The following is an 18,405-nucleotide window of genomic DNA, read 5'->3' as shown; positions in this document are numbered from 1 at the left end:
GCAATTATGGCTTTTAGTGGTATTTGATTATGAAATCTTAAAAAAAATAGCCATAATCGCGATAAAAATGAAGATACCTCAACGAAACAATGATTTCACAAAACATTGCTCAAACAAAAAGATATTTAAAAGAGATAAAATCATTATAATAGCCATATTTATGATGTTATCTCAAAAAACAGGCTTGGCAGTTAACGAAAATGCTGGCAAAGTAGGAACCAGATAAAGATTAGCCAACGCAGCTGGAGCCGTATTATGTGTTCAATATTTTCAATTTTAGACATCAAAACTGATGCAAGCAAACTTCGCCAAGTGGCGTTAGAAATGTCAAAACTACTGCGTCACCGCGGCCCAGATTGGTCTGGCATATATGCAGATGACAAAGCCATTTTAGCGCATGAACGTTTATCGATTGTTGACGTTGACCACGGAGCGCAACCGCTTATCAGCCTTGATGGCAACATAGTATTAGCCGTAAACGGTGAAATTTATAACCACAAGCAGTTAAAAGCTCAGCTAGGTGACAAATACCAGTATCAAACTAACTCAGATTGCGAAGTGATCTTGTCATTGTACCAAGAATACGGTTGTGACTTTTTAGACAAACTGAACGGTATCTTCGCATTCGTACTGTATGACAAAGCCAAAGGCACTTACTTAATCGGTCGCGACCACATGGGCATTATCCCACTTTATACTGGTCTAGATTCGTCTGGTAACTTCTACGTTGCCTCTGAAATGAAAGCTCTCATGCCCGTGTGTAAAACGGTTGCAGAGTTTTACCCAGGACAGTATTTATATTCTGCCGACGGTAAACCAACCCAGTATTATCACCGTGACTGGCGTGATTTTGATGCCGTTAAAGATAACCCAGCTAGCATTGAAGAATTACGTGAAGCATTAGAAGCAGCGGTAAAACGCCAGTTAATGTCTGATGTTCCTTACGGAGTATTATTGTCTGGTGGCCTAGATTCATCAGTGATTTCTGCCATTACTCAAACATATGCAAAACACCGTATTGAAAACGACGGCGAAACAGGCGCATGGTGGCCACAACTGCATTCATTTGCAGTAGGGTTAGCTGAGTCTCCTGATTTGGTCGCGGCGCAAAAAGTGGCAGATGCTATTGGTACAATTCATCACCCTATTGTGTATACCTTCCAAGAAGGCTTAGATGCGATTAAAGAAGTGATTTATCACTTAGAAACTTACGACGTAACCACTATTCGTGCCGCTACGCCAATGTATTTAATGGCACGTAAAATTAAAGCCATGGGCATTAAAATGGTGTTGTCTGGCGAAGGTGCTGACGAACTATTTGGTGGTTATCTGTATTTCCATAAAGCGCCTAACGCCCAAGCGTTCCATGAAGAATTAGTGCGTAAACTTGATAAGCTGCATTTATTTGATTGCTTGCGTGCCAACAAAGCCATGGCAGCATGGGGACTTGAAGCACGTGTTCCTTTCTTAGATAAAGAGTTTATTGACGTAGCAATGCGCATCAACCCTGAAGCGAAGATGTCTAAAGATGGTCGTATCGAGAAGCACATTTTACGTCAAGCGTTTGAGCACAAATTACCAAAAGAAGTGGTATGGCGCCAAAAAGAGCAGTTCAGTGACGGCGTAGGTTACTCGTGGATTGATGGCTTAAAAGCCCATGCGGCAGAAAACGTAGATGACGTGCAATTTGCTAACGCAAAATTCCGTTTCCCATACAACACGCCAGAGTCGAAAGAAGCCTATTTCTACCGCAGCTTCTTTGAAGAGTTTTTCCCATTAGCCAGTGCCGCTGAAACAGTGCCAGGTGGAAAAACCGTTGCTTGTTCAACCCCTGAAGCACTATTGTGGGATGCAAGTTTACAAGGACTTAACGACCCATCGGGCCGCGCAGTTAAAAATGTTCACGCTAGCGCATATTAGATTTACGTGTTCTGTTCTAAAAATGTAACGCATTTCAAGAACTGATGGCATTAACAGAAAAGCACACCAATTAATGGTGTGCTTTTTATTTTAAAAAATTACGACTTAAAAAAGTTCATATATAATTAGTCATTTTCTGACATTTTTTTATTGAGATGAATAGTGCCAGTTTCTTTTCTCTTCTTGATTTTTATGTTGATAAGTTCCACCGTTAACGAGAATGCCATTGCAAAATAGATGTACCCTTTTGGTACATGGAAATCGAGACCCTCAGCAACTAAAGTGAATCCAATTAACAATAAAAATGACAATGCGAGCATTTTAATCGTCGGATTTTCTTCAACAAATATACTGATTGGTTTGGCGGCAAACAACATCACAATGACAGATAAAACGATAGCAATAACCATTATCGATATATTATCAACCAAGCCAACAGCAGTAATGACTGAATCTAATGAAAATACAATATCGAGAATCGCGATCTGAATTAACACTGAGTAAAAGCCAACTTGTGCAACACCATGAGTTGATTCGGTCGGAATATCAAAGCTCGTATGAATTTCATGAGTTGATTTGGCTAATAAAAATAAACCGCCAAAAATTAAAATCAAATCACGGCCTGAAATAGCATTATCTAGCAAGGTAAAAATAGGCTCTACGAGCCCCATGATCCAAAATAAACTTAATAGTAGACCTAATCTAGCTACCATCGCTAAACCTATCCCAATGAGTCTTGCTTTATCTCTTTGATGAACAGGTAACTTTCCAACCACAATCGAGATAAAAATAATATTATCAATACCGAGTACAATCTCGAGTGCTATCAGGGTTAAAAGTGCCACCCATGCTTGCGGATCTGCTATCCATTCGAACATATACTACCTCTATAATTGAATTACATTGCCATAGGTTACTCTCGCAGAGAATCTACATTAGCCAAAAATCAACCACAATAGACAACATTTGTTTTGTGAAAATATATTTTTTCTGAGCATTTATTTTAAATTTGCTATGAATGATTTTAAAAGTTAGTTTTAAGAAATAAACTTTATTTATATTGAGATACCATGACAGACATCAGCATTTTTAATCTTGAGATGACCGACCGCAGTCAATTAAAACCTAAGCACGATGCCAACGGCTTAACCGTGGTTGAAGTGAAAATAAAACAATATCAATTCAATCGTTTTTTATATCAATTTGTGGGTGCAGCCTGGGAGTGGACAGACAAATTAGCGTTGTCCGATAGTCAATGGCAGGAATACAGCGAAGCGGATAACTTGCATTTATTTGTGGCCTATAAAGACGGTGCACCAGCGGGTTACTTTGAATTACAGCAGCAAGATGATGCAACTGTCGAGATTATGTATTTTGGTTTAGGAGAGCGCTTTATCGGTAAAGGCTTTGGTGGCTATTTACTGACTCAAGCCATTGAACAAGCGTGGTCGCTACCTAACACCCGCCGAGTTTGGGTGCATACTTGCTCGTTAGATCATCCAAGCGCTTTACAAAACTATCAAGCTCGCGGGTTTAGCTTATTTAGAACAGATACCGAACCCAGAACTAACCCAACAGCGGTGTAGCTCAATACGATATGTAGTGATCAACAATTATAGATTAGCGCCCTACTAGCGTTTTTTACGTGCAATAGCGCGTTGTTGTAATGTTTCTAGCAACGCACTTTTTTGTTGTTGGTCCATAGTATGCCAAGCCAAAATCTCATCGAGCGAACGATGACAGCCTAAGCAGATATCACGCTGGTCTAAACAACATTGCCTCACACAAGGTGAGGCAATTTGATTGTCGTTATTCTGACCAGACGGCATATTCGTTACCATTGACGTCGCTAAAATGGAAACGCCTACCGCCAGGAAAACTGAATACGGCTTTGGTGATGAGTCCACCAGCCTGAATGATTTTAGCTTCTGTGGCGGCCAAATCTTGGCTGTAAAGCACAATTAACGGGCTGCCATTTGCTAAGGTGAATTGAGAGTCTGCTTGATAAAAACCACCATCAATTCCGACCTGCAAAAAACAACTGTATTGAGGACCATAGTCTTGAAACTGCCAACCGAAAACCTGAGTAAAAAAGGCTTTGGTTGCGATGAGGTCTTTCACGGGTATTTCTAAATAATTAATACTATGATGTTGACTCATACTCACCTCTGTTACTCTGTTATTTGGCTGACAGTATTATATGGCTGACAGTATTATATGGCTGACAGTGCCACAAAAATAATAAGATTGTAGATTAACGTTATTGCTGCAGCAATGCCGCTACGGCACCAATAATACCACCGAACACGCCACCCCACACAACTAACCAACCCAGATGGGTTTTAATCATATCTTGAATGATTTGTTTCACTAATTCTGGCGTAAGTTCATTTAAACGCTGTTCCACAATATTGGCCACTTTAGCTTGCATGTCTGCGATGACATCCGGCTTTTCAAGCTCATTGACTAAAATAGCATTGAACTCTTCACTTTGAGCCAGTTCAACTAACGACAGTTTCATTTTTTCAATAAACGGCTCTTTCAGTGGGATCAACGCCTCGGTACCACCAAACATCGCTAACATGCCACCAAACGATGACTTTTCGATAGTCGACACTAATGCATCAAATGATGGCGCTAAATCAATCTTTTCAATCACAGGGGTTAAATCAATACTGCTGGCGCTGCTGGTTGTCAAAAAGCGATCGATATTCTCTTGAGTAAAAAATTGCTGCATCATTAAATGTTTAATGCCCGCTTTAAACTCTTCAAATCGTGATGGAACCACACCGGAACCATATAAACCGGGGACTTTTTCAAACAACATATGGATTGCTAACCAGTTGGTTAATGCACCCGACAACGCAAATAACCCTATTGTCATGACGATTTGTTGTTGTAACACATACCCAACCAGCATGAAGATAGCCGCGATAAGGTTGGTTAATACGCTCTTATTCAATCTCTTTTCCTTAACATCTATGATGAAAAAATAATAAAAAACCTCAGCTATTTTATCAGAAATAACTGAGGTCTACATAATTCATCGTTCATCTCAGCGCAGGCTTGATTACCATGGATAATGGCAAACAAATAATACGGATCAATTTACGCCGTACAACTTAAGGATTCAGGTTCGATAGGTACTTGAGAATCATGGTGGTTAATCAATAATACCCCAGTACTTTGTGCCAACAATTGGGCCTTTTGGTACATTTGGCTAACAACATCCTGCTGCTGATATTGAGGTTTTACAAACACATCTTCCAAATACCACACGGGAGCAAGGCGCAATGAAGAAAACGACGGGTACAATTGAATAAAACCCACCATTTCATCGTCTCTGATGGAGACAAAAATCATCGAATCATTTTCGGCCAAGCGGTGCTTCAAAAAATGATGACACGCGGGAAAATCTGAGGGTTGTTGTAATTGCTGCCGATATAGATCAAATAGCAGGCTCAATGGTTCTAAATCGACGCTCGAAGCTAGACGTATTTGCATTTCTCATCCTTGAAAATAGAATTAAATACCGCGTATGAATATCGCAAGTATTATGCCTATTGAGTGATGGCATCGAGCCACCAGGTTAAAAACAATATGTCACTATAAGTATTTAACGCATAAAACAAAATTAACCGATATAAAGAAGATAAATAGAAAATCTATTAATTACATAAGCTTAAATTTAAAGCTAACATCAATAAACATAAATGTAAATTAATCTATTTCACAAACAAAATAATCATCCGTTACGATTGTTTCTTTGGTAAAATAGCCAGCTGTTGCCACTGTTTTGTATCAAGATTACCTCATATGAACTCGTTTTTCGCGCAATTGCGCTCAGCGGTTACACCGCGCTCTCGTATTCTAAAGTTAGCCCTTTATGGATTTACTGTTTATCTATTGGGTTGTGCTGTTCTTGGCGGATTAATTCCATATATTGCCAAACAACAAGCACCAACGATATTAACCGAGCAATTAGGCAGAAACGTTACCCTACAAGACATTAGTATCAACCCATTTACGTTAGAACTAACGGTATCGGGTTTTGCGATCAATGAGCTTGATAGCCCGAAAACCTTTGCATCATTCGCCACGGCCTATGGCAACATTCAATTATGGCAATCGATCACATCTTGGGCGGTAGTGATTGAAGATATCCGTCTACAACAACCCACATTTAGAGTGGCGCGATCTGAAACAGCAAATCAACACTTTGTATTTAACTTCAGTGACATTATTACCCGCCTAAGCCAAAATACCCAGCCAGCGCCAACCAGTACTGAACCGACTATTATACCGGCGATAAACATTGCTAACATTCAAATCCAACAAGGCGTGTTTACCCTAGACGACAACGTCACAGATACCCACATTAATTATCCCAATATCAATGTGTCATTGGCACAATTCAATAGCTTGAGTAGCGCATTAAACGACAAGCAAGACCAAGTAAATCGTTATAACTTACGCATAGAAGATCAATTCAAAGGCTCGGTCGCACTGCAAGGACAATTCCAATTAGCGCCACTGGCAATAAAAGGCGATGTTAAGCTGACTGGGATTGATTTATCGCGTTACTGGTCTTTTGTTGATCAACTGTTTGCGATTAACTTAGCTGAAGGCACGCTGAGCCTAAACGGACAGTATGCTGTGACTTTACAAGACAAAAACTTAGCACCAATAAGCCATATCAATGTCACCAAAGCACAAATAGTGATTAATCATTTTAAAGCGCTACATCAGCAAGATGAAAAAATCGCCATTGATGTACTAGCGTTAAACAACATCGACCTAGATAGCCACAAAAAGCGCGTTAGCATTGGTGAGTTCCAAACCGAAAAAGGTAATATCAAACTCAATATCACTCCTACTGGTGCTGATTTGGTTGCTTTATTGCTGCCTAAAGACACTGAGTTAACAACTACCGTAGATACCTCAGATTTATCTTCTACAGCCTCAACGACTACCGAATCTGCTATTATAGACACGACAGATTCAGAGACTGCTAACTCAGATGATCCAAAAGCTGACAGCACAGATGTGGCTGATACCATTACTGATAAAGCCATCGAGACAGTGAAAAAAGTCACCACTGAGCTCAAAACAAAAGCAGCTAGCGATGCAACTGAAAAAACAGATACAGATGCAGAGCCACTATTAGCGCAGCAATCACCACCATCAGCGACACAAGATGCTACAAAAGAAGCGACGGCTGAGTCAGGCTCACAAATTACTCAACAAAATACAGCAATAGCGGCAGACTCCATCGAGGCTGACTCTCCTTGGTTAGTCACACTAGACAAAATCAGTATCGCGCAGTATCAAGTTAAACTGGGTGAAGGCATTGCCAGTGATAAGATTATTCTTTGGCAAATCGGCCCAATTGACTTCACTACAGGGGTAATAAAATCAGATCTATCCAGCCCGATTGATTATCAATTTTCGGCTGGAATCAATCAACAAAGCTTATTAACATCAACAGGACAAGTAGATGCATTAGCGCAAACGGTGAATGCTGAAATCGACTTTAGTAATATGTTGTTGTCACGCTTACAACCTTATATTGCTCCTTACATCAATATCACTATTGAAGATGGCATGTTTTCCACTAAGGGCATTTTGCATGCAGACGCTAAAGACACGCTAACCTACTCTGGCAGCGCAAACATCAGCCAATTACACATTAACGATAACGTGTTAAAACAACCTTTGCTGACATGGCAAACTATGGACATCAACCAGTTATCGTTTGATCGCCAACAAGCTAACATTGATATTGATGAAATAAACGTTGATAAGCTGTTTAGTCGCCTGATTATCTCACCCGACCGCAGCACCAATATTAGCGAGTTAATCAACACTCCTGCAGACATAAAACAAACCACTGCTAGTGTTGAGACAGATAAAGCTGCTGTTAGTCCAAGTAAAGCTGACCAAGCGACCTTATCGGCAGGTAATCAGCAATCCGTCGATGCACCGCAAATGAAGCTCAACATTAATAAGATTGGCTTTACAGACAGCTCGGCCTTCTTTGCAGACAATTCGTTAACGCCCAATTTTGCTTCGGGCATTGAAATGCTTAATGGTCAAATCACCAACTTATCATCAAACCCAGAAACCACCGCATCAGTGGATTTAGCCGGCAAAATAGACAAATACGCTCCGGTGACATTAAAAGGTGATGTTAACCCGTTATTAGCACAACCTTACCTTGACCTTAACTTGAACTTTGACAAAGTAGAGCTCACCTCGGTTAACCCTTATTCAGGCACTTATGCTGGTTACTATATTGATAAAGGCCAACTGTCATTGGACCTAACCTACCAGCTCAAAAACAATGAATTAGTTGGCAGTAATCATGTAGTGATTGATCAACTCGAGCTAGGTAAACGCAGTAACAGTAGTTTAGCAACCAGCCTACCTGTGACATTAGCGATAGCATTATTGCAAGACCGACATGGCGTAATTGATTTAGGCGTTGATGTGTCTGGAGACATTGATTCTCCTAGCTTTAGTTTTGGTAGCATCATCATTAATGCATTAGGCAATATCATAACCAAAGCGGTTACCTCACCATTTTCATTCTTAGCTGGCCTTGTGGACAGTGATGAACAAATAGATAAAATCAGTTTTGAGTATGGACGTAGCAACATCTCACTTAAACAAAAAAGTACTTTAGATAAACTGGCTAAAGCGTTAATAGACAGGCCGCTACTTAATCTGAATATTAAAGGCAGTGTTGACTTAATTAACGATAAACAAGCGTTAGCTGAAACCAAACTGCATAAACAACTGGCTAACACTGCTGGGATAAAGTTCAAAGATTTCCCAAAGAGTATATCTGCCAGTAAATACCCTGCTACGGGGCCGTTAGCAGATGCATTGTATCAATTGGTTGAGCAAGAGTTATCGCAGGACCCATTAGACATAAAACAAAAGTTACAGCAGAAAAAACCAAAACTGACTGAAGCAGAGCTCATTACGCGCTGGCACATTGGCTTGTACAATATGCTTAAAAATCACCAACAGTTTACTGCAGATGAATTTGGCCTTTTAGCTCAAAAGCGTGCTAAGGCGGTTAAAGCCTATCTCATTGCTCAAACAGAGATTGATCCAGGAAAAATATTTGTGCTTGAAAGCCGTATCAACACAGCAGAAGATGCCGCTGAAGCATTGCTGGAGTTACAAGTAAAATAACCTGTCTGTGGCTGTTAACCGCTATCGACATCGGGTAGACTGCGCATACATTGCAAACGAGTAATAACAAGCGTTTGCAATCATGACGTATCATTAATATTGTTAAGATTGAGGTTATCTATGTTTATCGTTCGCTGGATTTTAGGTCGAATTATTTTGTTGTTAAATTTTGTGTTTGCTCCTAAAAAGCGCCAACGTCCGCAAGATCAACAAGCTATTGTCGATCAACAAACTCAATCATTGGCATTGTATCAATACGCCGCCTGCCCTTTTTGTGTCAAAGTTCGTCGTGATATTCGTCGCCAAAATTTAACCATTAACTTAGTCGACGCCAAACAAGATGACAACAAAAGCGTGTTAGTAAGCCAAGGTGGCAAGCTACAAGTGCCTTGTTTGCGTATTGAGCAAGACGGCAACACCCAGTGGTTATATGAATCAAAAGCCATTACCAGCTACCTCAACGAACGTTTCGCATAAAGCACTGGTTATGTCATGTAGCCACAGTTTCTTTCAACACTGTGGCTAACATATTGCTGCATAGATATTTTCAAATCGGGCCATGCTTGTATCAATAAAGGTCATGACAATATTTTGCAGCATTTATTCACGTTTCATTTAACATCAAAACGAATGAGGTTATGAGTGTCAAAAATTAGCTTAATCATCTGCAGTCTCATACTGCTTAGCGCCTGTAGCGCAAGCGAACCTGATCCTATGGACTTTGCGGGGCAGTTTCGCGATGCATTCAGTACTCAAATTAAAGGCAATGGGATTAAATTATTTGTTTATAAAGCCAAATTAGCTACTGCCCTTGATCGCAGCATTCCTGGTGATGCCCCGCATGAAAGAAGAATTCGCAGTAAACAAGATGCCCAGAGTTATCAAATTGAACAACGTAACGCAGAGAATCGCCTAGAATTATGGCATCAACAAATTGATCTTGGCCTTAGAAAAACCATCGAAATGAATGGTTATTGTAAAGCCGGTTTTATTGAATTAAGTCGTTATGTTGAAACTGAGCGCGGTGAAATTCGTGGCGAATGTAACGATGGTGCTACCGCTGAAGATATGAAAAAATTCGGCGCCTAATTGCCAAGCCGATGCGGCTTTAACTGACTTAATAGGTTAATTATTGTCGCCGACGGATAAAACACTATATCCAGCTAAGCAATTAAGCTAAAATTAGCATCCAAATTTTCTCGTGATGTTGCCGTAGGCTCCAAGACCAGCGTCATCACGCTCCGATAAGCCGTTTATCGTCTAGAATGATATTAATAGTTTGTCGTTTACAAAGTAAGAAATCAGATGAATAGAAAGCAAGAGATGATCAAAAAATTGGCCAAACGTGCCAAGGCTCGCCAAAATAAAGTGGTGCCAGCTAACCCAAGTAACAAGCCTGTAGAGCGTTATATCTCTAAAGCTGAACGTGAGAAAATTGCATTAGCAGAAGCGGCTGAACAAACGGTTGCCACAGAAGCCAGCACAGAAACAGACAAAGACTAACACCCATTTACAAGGTGTCAGCATCAAAAAGCCCCTACTCTTGGCCAAGGCCACAAATTGGGGCTTTTTATTGTCTGCTCTTAGGGCATTAGCCAGAGATTAAATATCGACCAGAGCATCCCGCCTAGATCCCAATCTAAATCCAATTAGATCTGCACTCAATCACATCTACACAGAATTAAATCTAAAGAGCATCCAGCAGATCAATTGGTTTTTTCGGTGCTTTTGTCACTAGCGGTTTTATCGGTACTCGTGTTATTAGCACCCACTTTTTCAATATCGTCTGTATCGGCGTTATCTTGTTGAGCTAATTGTTTACACAGCGGCTCTTCATCTAATTGGGCCATCTGAGTGCGCCCAGGCATAGGTGAAGGAGCAGCCACCATATCAATGTTGATGGCATCGTCTTCTAGCAGTTGTTGGTTGGCACCCGCCGTTAGCATGCCTTGGCGGCTAATTTTATCGACTAATCGATATGCACATAAAATACCTATCACACCAAATATAATTGCCCCAATCACCTGACCAATTAATACTCCAAATACACCGCCCCACTGCGCGCCAAAATACACAAATGGTATGGTGCCTATGGTTGCTTTACCCACATTAAAAAAGGTCGAGTATTTGGCTTTACCTAAATTATTAAATGAGGCGTTAGCAATAAACAAAATGCCCGAAAAGATAAAGAACACCGCGATGTACTGACAGAAAAACAAAATAAGTTCTGCCGCATCGCCTTTCATATCAAAACTACTAATAATGACATTTCGTAACAGATACAGCCCAAGAGACATCATCAACACATAAGCGACACAAAATTGAATCGCTTTGGTTAAACTCAATCGGACACGCTCAATTTCATTGGCTCCAAAGTTTTGACCCACAATCGGCCCAACAGCGCCAGATAGTGCAAAAATCATCCCGAACGATACTGGGATTAAACGCCCTAATACCGCCCAGCCAGCCACATAACTATCACCAAAATCTGCTATGGCACGGGTTACCACCGCATTACCAATTGGGGTTGCCACATTGGTTAACATTGCAGGCGCGGCAATTGAAAAAATAACCCCTAAATCTTGCTTAAACTCATCAAACGAAAAGCGACCTAATAATTTATGTTTTACTACCACACCGCGGGCAGAAATAATGAACACGGCTATACGAGCAAGTACTGATGCGGCCGCCGCCCCTTCAATGCCCATTGATAAGGAGAAAATGAAGATAGGATCGAGTATGGCATTGACACCACCACCGGCTAGCGTCGACATCATCGATAGTTTGGCATCACCCACAGCGCGCAGTGCGCCGCCAAGCGCCATTGCTAAACAAATAAACGGTAAAGATGGCACCAGAATATACAAGTAGCTTTCAGCCAATTCCGCAGTGCGCCCAGTTGCCCCCACTAACGCTAACAATTCTGGAATAAACGCGATGACAACTGCGGCCACCAGCACACTGGTAATTAAGGTCACTATGGCACTGTTTAAAAACAATCTCTTAGCTAACTTTATGTTCTTAGAACCCACGGCTTTTGACACCAAAGCCCCAAGAGCAATGGATAAACCAATACCTATTGATGTGGTAAAAAATGAAATTGTACTGGCATAACCAGCTGCAGCGGCAAGCTCTATTTCACCAAGCAGACTTAAAAAGAAAATATCGAGTAAGTCGACCACAAACAGCGCCGAAATACCCACTGCAGCAGTAGAGCTCATCACCAAAATATGGCGTAAAATAGAACCCTCAACAAATTTAGCGGCGGTCATTAGTATCCTTGATTGTCAATAGTAAAAAGCAAACCTCACTCAGGTTTAAGGGCCGTTGCCCTAGAGTTTTTCAAGCTCGCTACCACAATGATTACAATATTCGGCATCGTTATCGTGGCCTTTTTTACCACAATTACTGCATTTACGTAAATCACGGGTTCTGACCATTTCATGTGAAATTTCAGCAGTTAAAATACCGGTTGGGATTGCAATAATCGAATAACCAATCAACATAGTGAGCGCTGCAATTCCCTGGCCCAATGGGGTTTGCGGCGTAATATCTCCGTAACCAACGGTGGTAATAGTCACCACGGTCCAATACATCGACTTAGGAATGGAAGTAAAGCCATTATTAGGCCCTTCGACCACATACATAACCACACTTAACACCATGATAATCAAGCTGACCGAAAAGAAAAATATAAACACTTTACGGCTCGACTGCATCATTGCTTTAATCAATAAGTTGCCATCACTGAGATAGCGCAGCAGCTTTAACACTCTAAATACACGGAATAAACGCAGTACTCTTAGCGCTAGCGCGACATTGGCACCTGGGAAAATCAACCCTAAATAACTGGGTAAAATGGACACTAAATCCACTACACCAAAAAAGCTGCGTGCATAGTGTAACCGATTCAGGGAGCAATAGAGCCTTAATATGTACTCAACGGTAAAGAATACAGTAAAGGTCCATTCTGCAATACTAATATAGTCGCCATACCGCGAGTTAATATGCTCAATGGTATCGATAAAAATCAATATCACACTCAATACAATACACACCATAAGGGTGATATCGAAACGTTTTCCGGCTGGGGTTTCGGTACCAAAAATCACACTTCTAAGTTGCTGTTTTAGTGGACTGTCGGCTTTTTCTTCGATATTCATCTTATTATTCACTGTCTCGGGCAATAAATTGCAAATAAACTCGGTTAACTAATATCAATTAACCCTTGTTGTCGTTAAAATCTAACATTGACTGTCGAGTTTTAACATTCGAAATAGAGTCATTTTACAATAAAAATTAAAAAGGTCATTGGTTTACGGAGATTTCATGCGCGCGTTGTACATATTATTTATTGCCTTAATTTTCAGCCCGTCATTGGCGGTTGCTTCTTCAAGCCAAACAACAGCAAAAGTAGATTTAGTTGTTGTCAATAAATCTGAATCTCGCTTATCTGTCATGCGTGATGGAAGAGTGGTTAAAAGTTACCTTATTGCCATGGGCGATGTGCCAAGTGGTCATAAGCTTAAAGAAGGTGATCAACGTACTCCGCAAGGTCGTTATGTATTAGATTATAAAAAATCTGATAGTGCATTTTATAAATCGATTCATATCTCTTATCCCAATGAAGAAGATAAATTACGAGCTGATGCATTAGGCATTAGAGCCGGTGGCATGATTATGATCCACGGTGAAAACCCTCGTTCAACTTTACCGCCAGAAGAAGCACAAAAGTACAACTGGACCAATGGATGTATTGCCGTCACCAATAAAGAAATGGATGAATTGTGGCAAATGATTGATGCTGGTACACCGATTGAAATATGGCCATAAGCTCATTCAATCTCAACCATACCATTTTTGCTTTGTTTCTTGGGTTATTAAATGAATTACCAACATCTACAACATACTTGGGCAGACTTTAGCCAGCGCATTAGCGCGTTTATTCATCGATTAGGTTTAGAGAACTTAGCATTGGATTGTGATCATGCTGCTTTGCGGGTGAACGATAATCAAACGGCGCAGTTACTCGTCGATGAATTTTGTCAGCACGGCAAAATCATCTCTAATAACATCATCAACGGTCGGCCGATTTTAATCATTAAATTAGCCGCGCCATTAGTTATCGGTAAGATGAAAATTCAGTGTGTTGAGCTACCCTTTCCATCTGACAAAGCCTATCCGATTGAAGGTTGGGAACATATCGAATTAGTGTTTCCATCGCAGGCACAAACCTGTGATGAACTAGTCGCAGAGCTTATCGAAAAAGTGCCACGACTCGCTGATGTTATTGCGGGTAATACTATTGCAAGTAATGCTATTGCAGGTAGTGACGAAAACAATGATATTAAGGTTAAACAAAGTTCGCCAAAAGGCGATAAAGAGCGCCTTGCTAACCCAACTATCGCGTTTAAGGCCAATGGCATTTGCGTTAAAGTACACCCGCACGATATTCAAAAGATTGTTGAGAGTGAACAAATCGGCTAAACGGGTAATTCAATATCACATCGTACAAACATAGGAATGGTATAAGGCTTCGCCAGTATCAAACCTATGTCTGCTTTTTTGCTTTGTAGCGCGTTTTAATGCTTAACGTTCAATTAATCGCGTCATAAACAAGCTATTAGGATCTAGCTCATAATCCGAAAATGGGCCGCAGTAATCAAATTGATGTCGTTCATATAAACGCCTTGCTGAAGCAAAAAAGTCCATAGACCCCGTCTCCAAGCTCAACCGCTGATAACCACGAGACTTAGCGACGTCCAATATGTGCAACAACAATGTCGACGCTACACCTTGGTTTCTTGCCGTCGCAGCCGTTCGCATAGATTTTATTTCGCCATGGGTTGGCGTTAGTTGTTTTATCGCTACGCACCCTAGTACTATGTCAGCTTGCTTGGCACACCAAAAAGTAATTGATGGGTGTTTTAAGGCTTCAATATCTAATGCATGAACACTCTCTGGTGGCGACGTTGCATACATATCAGCCAAATGTGCTTGCAGTAACTCAATCACGCCAGAGCCCTGTAAATCATCAATCATAATATCCATGTACAAAGGCTTCCTGTAGAACTATTACCGCTTATGAAATGCATTGTTATCAAGTAGCTTAATGACCAAATCGATGCGCTGATGAGCTAAATAATCATCCCTATGACTAAAACCAATAACGACAAATAACAGTAGCGACCACACAAAGTTTTGTTCTACGAGTAAGTCTACTTTTGCAATATATAAAATAGCGCCAATAGTCGCCAAACACATCAACCATTGGATTAACCAAGTGTATGGTTTGGGTCTCAGTTTATCTAAATCAGCACGTAGTCGGTTATTTTTTTCCGTTTCCATTGATTCAACAACATTATCTATTTGGATTTCAATCATTATTACACTTCCATTGTAAAAATTTTCTCAATTAGGGTCTGTTGATCTTTGCAGGTTAAATTTTGTTCGAGATAAAAACGTTTTAATCGAGGCGAGCGGATTGCTGCCTAGCAATCTAAGCTACTTTTACTTAACGAAGAGTGACTCACAAAGAGTAAAACGTTTTTAGCCGAACCCTTCGGGCAGCGTTTGTTGGTCATTTTTACTGCGTTACGACTTTTTATGTAGAATAACTACACCACAAAGTCTCTGCCTTGTACAAATGACCAACAATTCGCTGCAAAAACAACCTTGAAAGATCAACAGGCCCTAAAGTACTTTAATAAAATAAGGTTTTTATTAATACCTACATCATTAAACGTTATTCATTGCAATAAACTAACTCAGTATAAATTACTTTGATTTTTAATAACATAACGAGTCGTTTCATCTATAAAAGAAAATAAGACATAAACCACTTTTTTGTATGAGCACCGCCATAATCAATAGATCTAATTTCAACCAAGCAACATCCAATAAAAACATATGCACCAGGGCTGGTCCGTAAAACGACCGACATCTATTTGATCAAATCCACAGAAACGAGTTTTGGAGTGTCACTTACTATCCAATTGGTTTACTCGAGAAACGCTAATAAATAAAAATCTTAAAAATGATTAGCACATATATCGCTCAATTTTAGTGACTATTAAGTTAACCAATAATGCGCTTAGTTTCTATGTTGATGGTTGTGTTTTTTATCGCGTCTTTATCAAGATTTAACAATCCAAACAAAAACAGCGTGCCCATCATTACCACAGTGGCAGATAGGTATAAGCCAATATCATAGTTCCCCAGTGCTTCAACAAGATATCCGGTAGACACGGGGGCAATAATTTGTGCTGCACCATAAGCTAAGGTCATTGTGCCCATAAACTTAGCCGGGTTACTCGGATAAAACTTGCCCGCCATGGTCAAAACTAGGCTGACGCATGCGATAAAAGTGCCACCAAACAACAGTGCACTTAATATAACAACAGGTAAGCTGTCATTGATTGCAGGAAGAATAATGCCTACGGCCTGTAAGATATAGGCGGCTAATAGCGTTTTTAAGTAACCCACTCGACGGGCGATTTGATCCCATATTAAAGGTGCTGGTGTTGCCGCGACGCCTACCAATAGAAAAGCAACACCTCCTTGTCCTTGTAAACCTTCAACACGTTCGACAATATCAACAATAAAAGTCGAACTGACGGCATAACCATAACCGGCACAGAAATAAGCCAACATCATTAACGATTTAAAGGCTTTACTTGGTGGATTATCTTTGACCCCTGCTCCCGCTTTACCACCAACAAAAGGATGTGGCATCCATAACCATGCAGGGATCGAGAATATTGCTGCCATCACGGCTAACGCTAGCCACTGTTGCTGCCAGTCGGCTGACATGGTCAGCATGGCTTCTATTAGTATCGAGGTAACAATGATGCTCAAGCCCGCACCAGAGAAGTGAATGCCCAATTCTGCACGGTGATTATGGTTAACTAGCCATTTTAATATCAAGCCAGAGGCAATAATAAAGCCTCCTGAAGCGCAGATTCCGGCAATAAAGCGTAATACCGCCCAAGTCACCATATCAGTGGTCATTACCATTGCAGCTGAAGTGACGACACTCAATATAAGGTACAACCGGTGTAAGTTATATTTGTAGTTAAGGTTGTGCATGCTAGCGGCAAGTAACACCCCACACATGTAACCCATAAAATTAGTACTAGCTAACCAACCTCCACCAGATTCAGTTAGGCCTGCACCGTCCTGCATTATCGGTAATAACAAGCTATAGGAAAATCTAGCCACCCCAACCGTGACAATTAAACTACAGATACCAGCAAAATAGACGCGGACTTTTGTTAGCTCTAGTAACATCAAAATCACTTTTTAAGTGAAACCATTAACAAACAATACGTCAATCTGCTAATCTTAAAAATTGAATTATTTAGAACAAAAACTTCTTATTAAGAGAACCATATGGAAATATTAATGCTAAAAACGTTTAAAGCCGTTGTTGATGAAGACGGCATTAAAGGTGCTGCTGATAAGTTGCATACGGTTCAGTCCAACATCACCAGCCGGATTAAAAAACTCGAGAAAGAACTGGATACTAAGCTATTTACTATCATTGGCCGAAAATTACAGTTAACGCCTAGTGGACAACAGCTTTGCGAGTATGCAGATCAGATTTTACAATTAGAATACCAAGCAACCTCTGCCATTTTGCGCAATAAAGGAACTTACGAATTACGAGTTGGTATGCCAGAAACATTTGCAGCGGTTCATATGCCTATGGCACTCAAAAAACTCAAGTTGAATCACGCTGAAATTAGAACGAAAATTCATACTGACACCAGCGAAAGACTGGTATTTTCGGTGTTGAACAATAAGGTTGACTGCGCTGCGATAGGTAATGCGCCTAAACATGAAAACCTTATTATTATCCCGATTGTGAAAGAAGAACTGATTATGGTGACTCCACGAGACAGTGAACATGATCCGGTCTTGTTTGTACGCGATGAAGGCTGTGGCTATAGAAAACACGCCCTTATTTGGCAACAAAAGGCTGGCCGAGGTAATGATGAGCTCATGGTAATGAGCAGTGCTGATGGTGTTTTAGGCTGTATCGCGGCGGGTTTAGGTTACACCATTATTGGTAAAAATATGGTGGCGGGCAGTCGGTATGAAAAGTCTCTGGTTATGACGCCAGTGAGCCATGGTCCAAAACATGTTCAACTATCAATTGTCTATCGTAAAGATAGTCCATTAGAGTCAGGTATATTGACCCTAGCAAAGCTATTAACCAAGTAATTCATTCTGACTATCTAAGTTATTAATATCGGCTTATTAATAACCGTTACGGCTATG

Annotated in this window: 19 protein-coding genes; 9 read left to right on the top strand and 10 right to left on the bottom strand. The window is 40.5% G+C overall.

The window, feature by feature from the left end; translation table 11 throughout:
* The first annotated feature begins 255 nt into the window (after window positions 1-255).
* On the top strand, window positions 256-1,920 hold the full coding sequence (asnB, locus tag SFRI_RS08250; RefSeq protein WP_011637071.1) for an asparagine synthase B: 1,665 nt from the start codon (window positions 256-258) through the stop codon (window positions 1,918-1,920).
* Window positions 1,921-2,045: 125 nt separating this feature from the next.
* Here the strand turns inward: asnB and SFRI_RS08245 are convergent, their stop codons facing one another.
* Entirely contained in the window at window positions 2,046-2,798 is a 753-nt protein-coding gene (locus SFRI_RS08245; RefSeq protein ID WP_011637070.1) for a TerC family protein, read from the bottom strand.
* Between the two features lie 192 nt (window positions 2,799-2,990).
* On the opposite strand from SFRI_RS08245, the gene SFRI_RS08240 reads away from it, so the two are divergent.
* Entirely contained in the window at window positions 2,991-3,506 is a 516-nt protein-coding gene (locus tag SFRI_RS08240; RefSeq protein ID WP_011637069.1) for a GNAT family N-acetyltransferase, read from the top strand.
* A gap of 45 nt (window positions 3,507-3,551) precedes the next feature.
* On the opposite strand, the gene SFRI_RS08235 is transcribed toward SFRI_RS08240, so the two are convergent.
* The 4 genes from SFRI_RS08235 to SFRI_RS08220 all read right to left on the bottom strand — a co-directional run bounded on the left by SFRI_RS08235 (window position 3,552) and on the right by SFRI_RS08220 (window position 5,424).
* On the bottom strand, window positions 3,552-3,749 hold the full coding sequence (locus SFRI_RS08235; RefSeq protein WP_011637068.1) for a DUF1289 domain-containing protein: 198 nt from the start codon (window positions 3,747-3,749) through the stop codon (window positions 3,552-3,554).
* Window positions 3,730-4,080: a VOC family protein gene (locus tag SFRI_RS08230; protein WP_011637067.1), complete on the bottom strand. Its 351-nt coding sequence runs from the start codon at window positions 4,078-4,080 to the stop codon at window positions 3,730-3,732. The genes SFRI_RS08235 and SFRI_RS08230 overlap by 20 nt, the downstream gene beginning before the upstream one ends.
* 100 nt (window positions 4,081-4,180) lie before the next feature.
* Complete coding sequence (locus SFRI_RS08225) at window positions 4,181-4,882, bottom strand: DUF445 domain-containing protein (protein ID WP_011637066.1); 702 nt, start codon at window positions 4,880-4,882, stop codon at window positions 4,181-4,183.
* Window positions 4,883-5,028: 146 nt separating this feature from the next.
* On the bottom strand, window positions 5,029-5,424 hold the full coding sequence (locus tag SFRI_RS08220; protein ID WP_011637065.1) for a GNAT family N-acetyltransferase: 396 nt from the start codon (window positions 5,422-5,424) through the stop codon (window positions 5,029-5,031).
* Between the two features lie 312 nt (window positions 5,425-5,736).
* On the opposite strand from SFRI_RS08220, the gene SFRI_RS08215 reads away from it, so the two are divergent.
* From SFRI_RS08215 to SFRI_RS08200, 4 genes are all read left to right on the top strand, one after another.
* Window positions 5,737-9,123 (top strand): DUF748 domain-containing protein, encoded by a 3,387-nt coding sequence (locus SFRI_RS08215; protein WP_011637064.1) that lies wholly within the window; start codon window positions 5,737-5,739, stop codon window positions 9,121-9,123.
* Window positions 9,124-9,243: 120 nt separating this feature from the next.
* Complete coding sequence (locus tag SFRI_RS08210) at window positions 9,244-9,600, top strand: glutathione S-transferase N-terminal domain-containing protein (RefSeq protein ID WP_011637063.1); 357 nt, start codon at window positions 9,244-9,246, stop codon at window positions 9,598-9,600.
* Window positions 9,601-9,765: 165 nt separating this feature from the next.
* Window positions 9,766-10,212: a phospholipase D-like domain-containing protein gene (locus tag SFRI_RS08205; protein ID WP_011637062.1), complete on the top strand. Its 447-nt coding sequence runs from the start codon at window positions 9,766-9,768 to the stop codon at window positions 10,210-10,212.
* Between the two features lie 216 nt (window positions 10,213-10,428).
* Window positions 10,429-10,626, top strand: coding sequence for a DUF2986 domain-containing protein (locus tag SFRI_RS08200; protein WP_011637061.1), 198 nt, complete (start codon window positions 10,429-10,431; stop codon window positions 10,624-10,626).
* 203 nt (window positions 10,627-10,829) lie between these two features.
* Here SFRI_RS08200 and SFRI_RS08195 read toward each other — a convergent pair whose 3' ends face one another.
* Window positions 10,830-12,395 (bottom strand): MATE family efflux transporter, encoded by a 1,566-nt coding sequence (locus SFRI_RS08195; protein WP_011637060.1) that lies wholly within the window; start codon window positions 12,393-12,395, stop codon window positions 10,830-10,832.
* 60 nt (window positions 12,396-12,455) lie between these two features.
* Entirely contained in the window at window positions 12,456-13,286 is an 831-nt protein-coding gene (locus SFRI_RS08190; RefSeq protein ID WP_011637059.1) for an ion transporter, read from the bottom strand.
* A gap of 166 nt (window positions 13,287-13,452) precedes the next feature.
* Here SFRI_RS08190 and SFRI_RS08185 point away from each other — a divergent pair, with 166 nt between their 5' ends.
* Together SFRI_RS08185 and SFRI_RS08180 are read left to right on the top strand one after the other, a co-directional pair.
* On the top strand, window positions 13,453-13,956 hold the full coding sequence (locus SFRI_RS08185; protein WP_011637058.1) for a L,D-transpeptidase family protein: 504 nt from the start codon (window positions 13,453-13,455) through the stop codon (window positions 13,954-13,956).
* Between the two features lie 51 nt (window positions 13,957-14,007).
* Window positions 14,008-14,610, top strand: coding sequence for a VOC family protein (locus SFRI_RS08180; RefSeq protein WP_011637057.1), 603 nt, complete (start codon window positions 14,008-14,010; stop codon window positions 14,608-14,610).
* Between the two features lie 102 nt (window positions 14,611-14,712).
* Here the strand turns inward: SFRI_RS08180 and SFRI_RS08175 are convergent, their stop codons facing one another.
* The 3 genes from SFRI_RS08175 to SFRI_RS08165 all read right to left on the bottom strand — a co-directional run bounded on the left by SFRI_RS08175 (window position 14,713) and on the right by SFRI_RS08165 (window position 17,412).
* Entirely contained in the window at window positions 14,713-15,174 is a 462-nt protein-coding gene (locus tag SFRI_RS08175; RefSeq protein WP_011637056.1) for a GNAT family N-acetyltransferase, read from the bottom strand.
* A gap of 24 nt (window positions 15,175-15,198) precedes the next feature.
* A complete protein-coding gene (locus SFRI_RS08170) occupies window positions 15,199-15,507 on the bottom strand; it encodes a hypothetical protein (RefSeq protein WP_011637055.1) in 309 nt (102 codons plus the stop codon).
* A gap of 693 nt (window positions 15,508-16,200) precedes the next feature.
* Window positions 16,201-17,412 (bottom strand): YbfB/YjiJ family MFS transporter, encoded by a 1,212-nt coding sequence (locus SFRI_RS08165; RefSeq protein ID WP_011637054.1) that lies wholly within the window; start codon window positions 17,410-17,412, stop codon window positions 16,201-16,203.
* A gap of 114 nt (window positions 17,413-17,526) precedes the next feature.
* Between SFRI_RS08165 and SFRI_RS08160 the strand changes: the two genes are divergently transcribed.
* Window positions 17,527-18,348, top strand: a complete 822-nt coding sequence (locus tag SFRI_RS08160) for a LysR family transcriptional regulator (RefSeq protein WP_207893017.1) — start codon at window positions 17,527-17,529, stop codon at window positions 18,346-18,348.
* Window positions 18,349-18,405 lie beyond the last annotated feature (57 nt).

This window comes from Shewanella frigidimarina NCIMB 400, assembly GCF_000014705.1.
Classification (GTDB): domain Bacteria; phylum Pseudomonadota; class Gammaproteobacteria; order Enterobacterales; family Shewanellaceae; genus Shewanella; species Shewanella frigidimarina.
The sequence above is the reverse complement of the archived record's forward strand: the minus strand, read 5'-3'. Positions and strand labels throughout refer to the sequence as shown.

Excerpts from the sequence above, each read along its gene's own strand:
- SFRI_RS08180 (WP_011637057.1), top strand. The coding sequence starts at position 14,008 with ATGAATTACCAACATCTACAACATACTTGGGCAGACTTTAGCCAGCGC.
- SFRI_RS08165 (WP_011637054.1), bottom strand. The coding sequence starts at position 17,412 with ATGTTACTAGAGCTAACAAAAGTCCGCGTCTATTTTGCTGGTATCTGT.
- SFRI_RS08200 (WP_011637061.1), top strand. The coding sequence starts at position 10,429 with ATGAATAGAAAGCAAGAGATGATCAAAAAATTGGCCAAACGTGCCAAG.
- SFRI_RS08215 (WP_011637064.1), top strand. The coding sequence starts at position 5,737 with ATGAACTCGTTTTTCGCGCAATTGCGCTCAGCGGTTACACCGCGCTCT.
- SFRI_RS08220 (WP_011637065.1), bottom strand. The coding sequence starts at position 5,424 with ATGCAAATACGTCTAGCTTCGAGCGTCGATTTAGAACCATTGAGCCTG.
- SFRI_RS08245 (WP_011637070.1), bottom strand. The coding sequence starts at position 2,798 with ATGTTCGAATGGATAGCAGATCCGCAAGCATGGGTGGCACTTTTAACC.
- SFRI_RS08240 (WP_011637069.1), top strand. The coding sequence starts at position 2,991 with ATGACAGACATCAGCATTTTTAATCTTGAGATGACCGACCGCAGTCAA.
- SFRI_RS08230 (WP_011637067.1), bottom strand. The coding sequence starts at position 4,080 with ATGAGTCAACATCATAGTATTAATTATTTAGAAATACCCGTGAAAGAC.
- SFRI_RS08195 (WP_011637060.1), bottom strand. The coding sequence starts at position 12,395 with ATGACCGCCGCTAAATTTGTTGAGGGTTCTATTTTACGCCATATTTTG.
- SFRI_RS08160 (WP_207893017.1), top strand. The coding sequence starts at position 17,527 with ATGCTAAAAACGTTTAAAGCCGTTGTTGATGAAGACGGCATTAAAGGT.
- SFRI_RS08210 (WP_011637063.1), top strand. The coding sequence starts at position 9,244 with ATGTTTATCGTTCGCTGGATTTTAGGTCGAATTATTTTGTTGTTAAAT.
- SFRI_RS08185 (WP_011637058.1), top strand. The coding sequence starts at position 13,453 with ATGCGCGCGTTGTACATATTATTTATTGCCTTAATTTTCAGCCCGTCA.
- SFRI_RS08190 (WP_011637059.1), bottom strand. The coding sequence starts at position 13,286 with ATGAATATCGAAGAAAAAGCCGACAGTCCACTAAAACAGCAACTTAGA.
- asnB (WP_011637071.1), top strand. The coding sequence starts at position 256 with ATGTGTTCAATATTTTCAATTTTAGACATCAAAACTGATGCAAGCAAA.
- SFRI_RS08170 (WP_011637055.1), bottom strand. The coding sequence starts at position 15,507 with ATGATTGAAATCCAAATAGATAATGTTGTTGAATCAATGGAAACGGAA.
- SFRI_RS08175 (WP_011637056.1), bottom strand. The coding sequence starts at position 15,174 with ATGGATATTATGATTGATGATTTACAGGGCTCTGGCGTGATTGAGTTA.
- SFRI_RS08235 (WP_011637068.1), bottom strand. The coding sequence starts at position 3,749 with ATGCCGTCTGGTCAGAATAACGACAATCAAATTGCCTCACCTTGTGTG.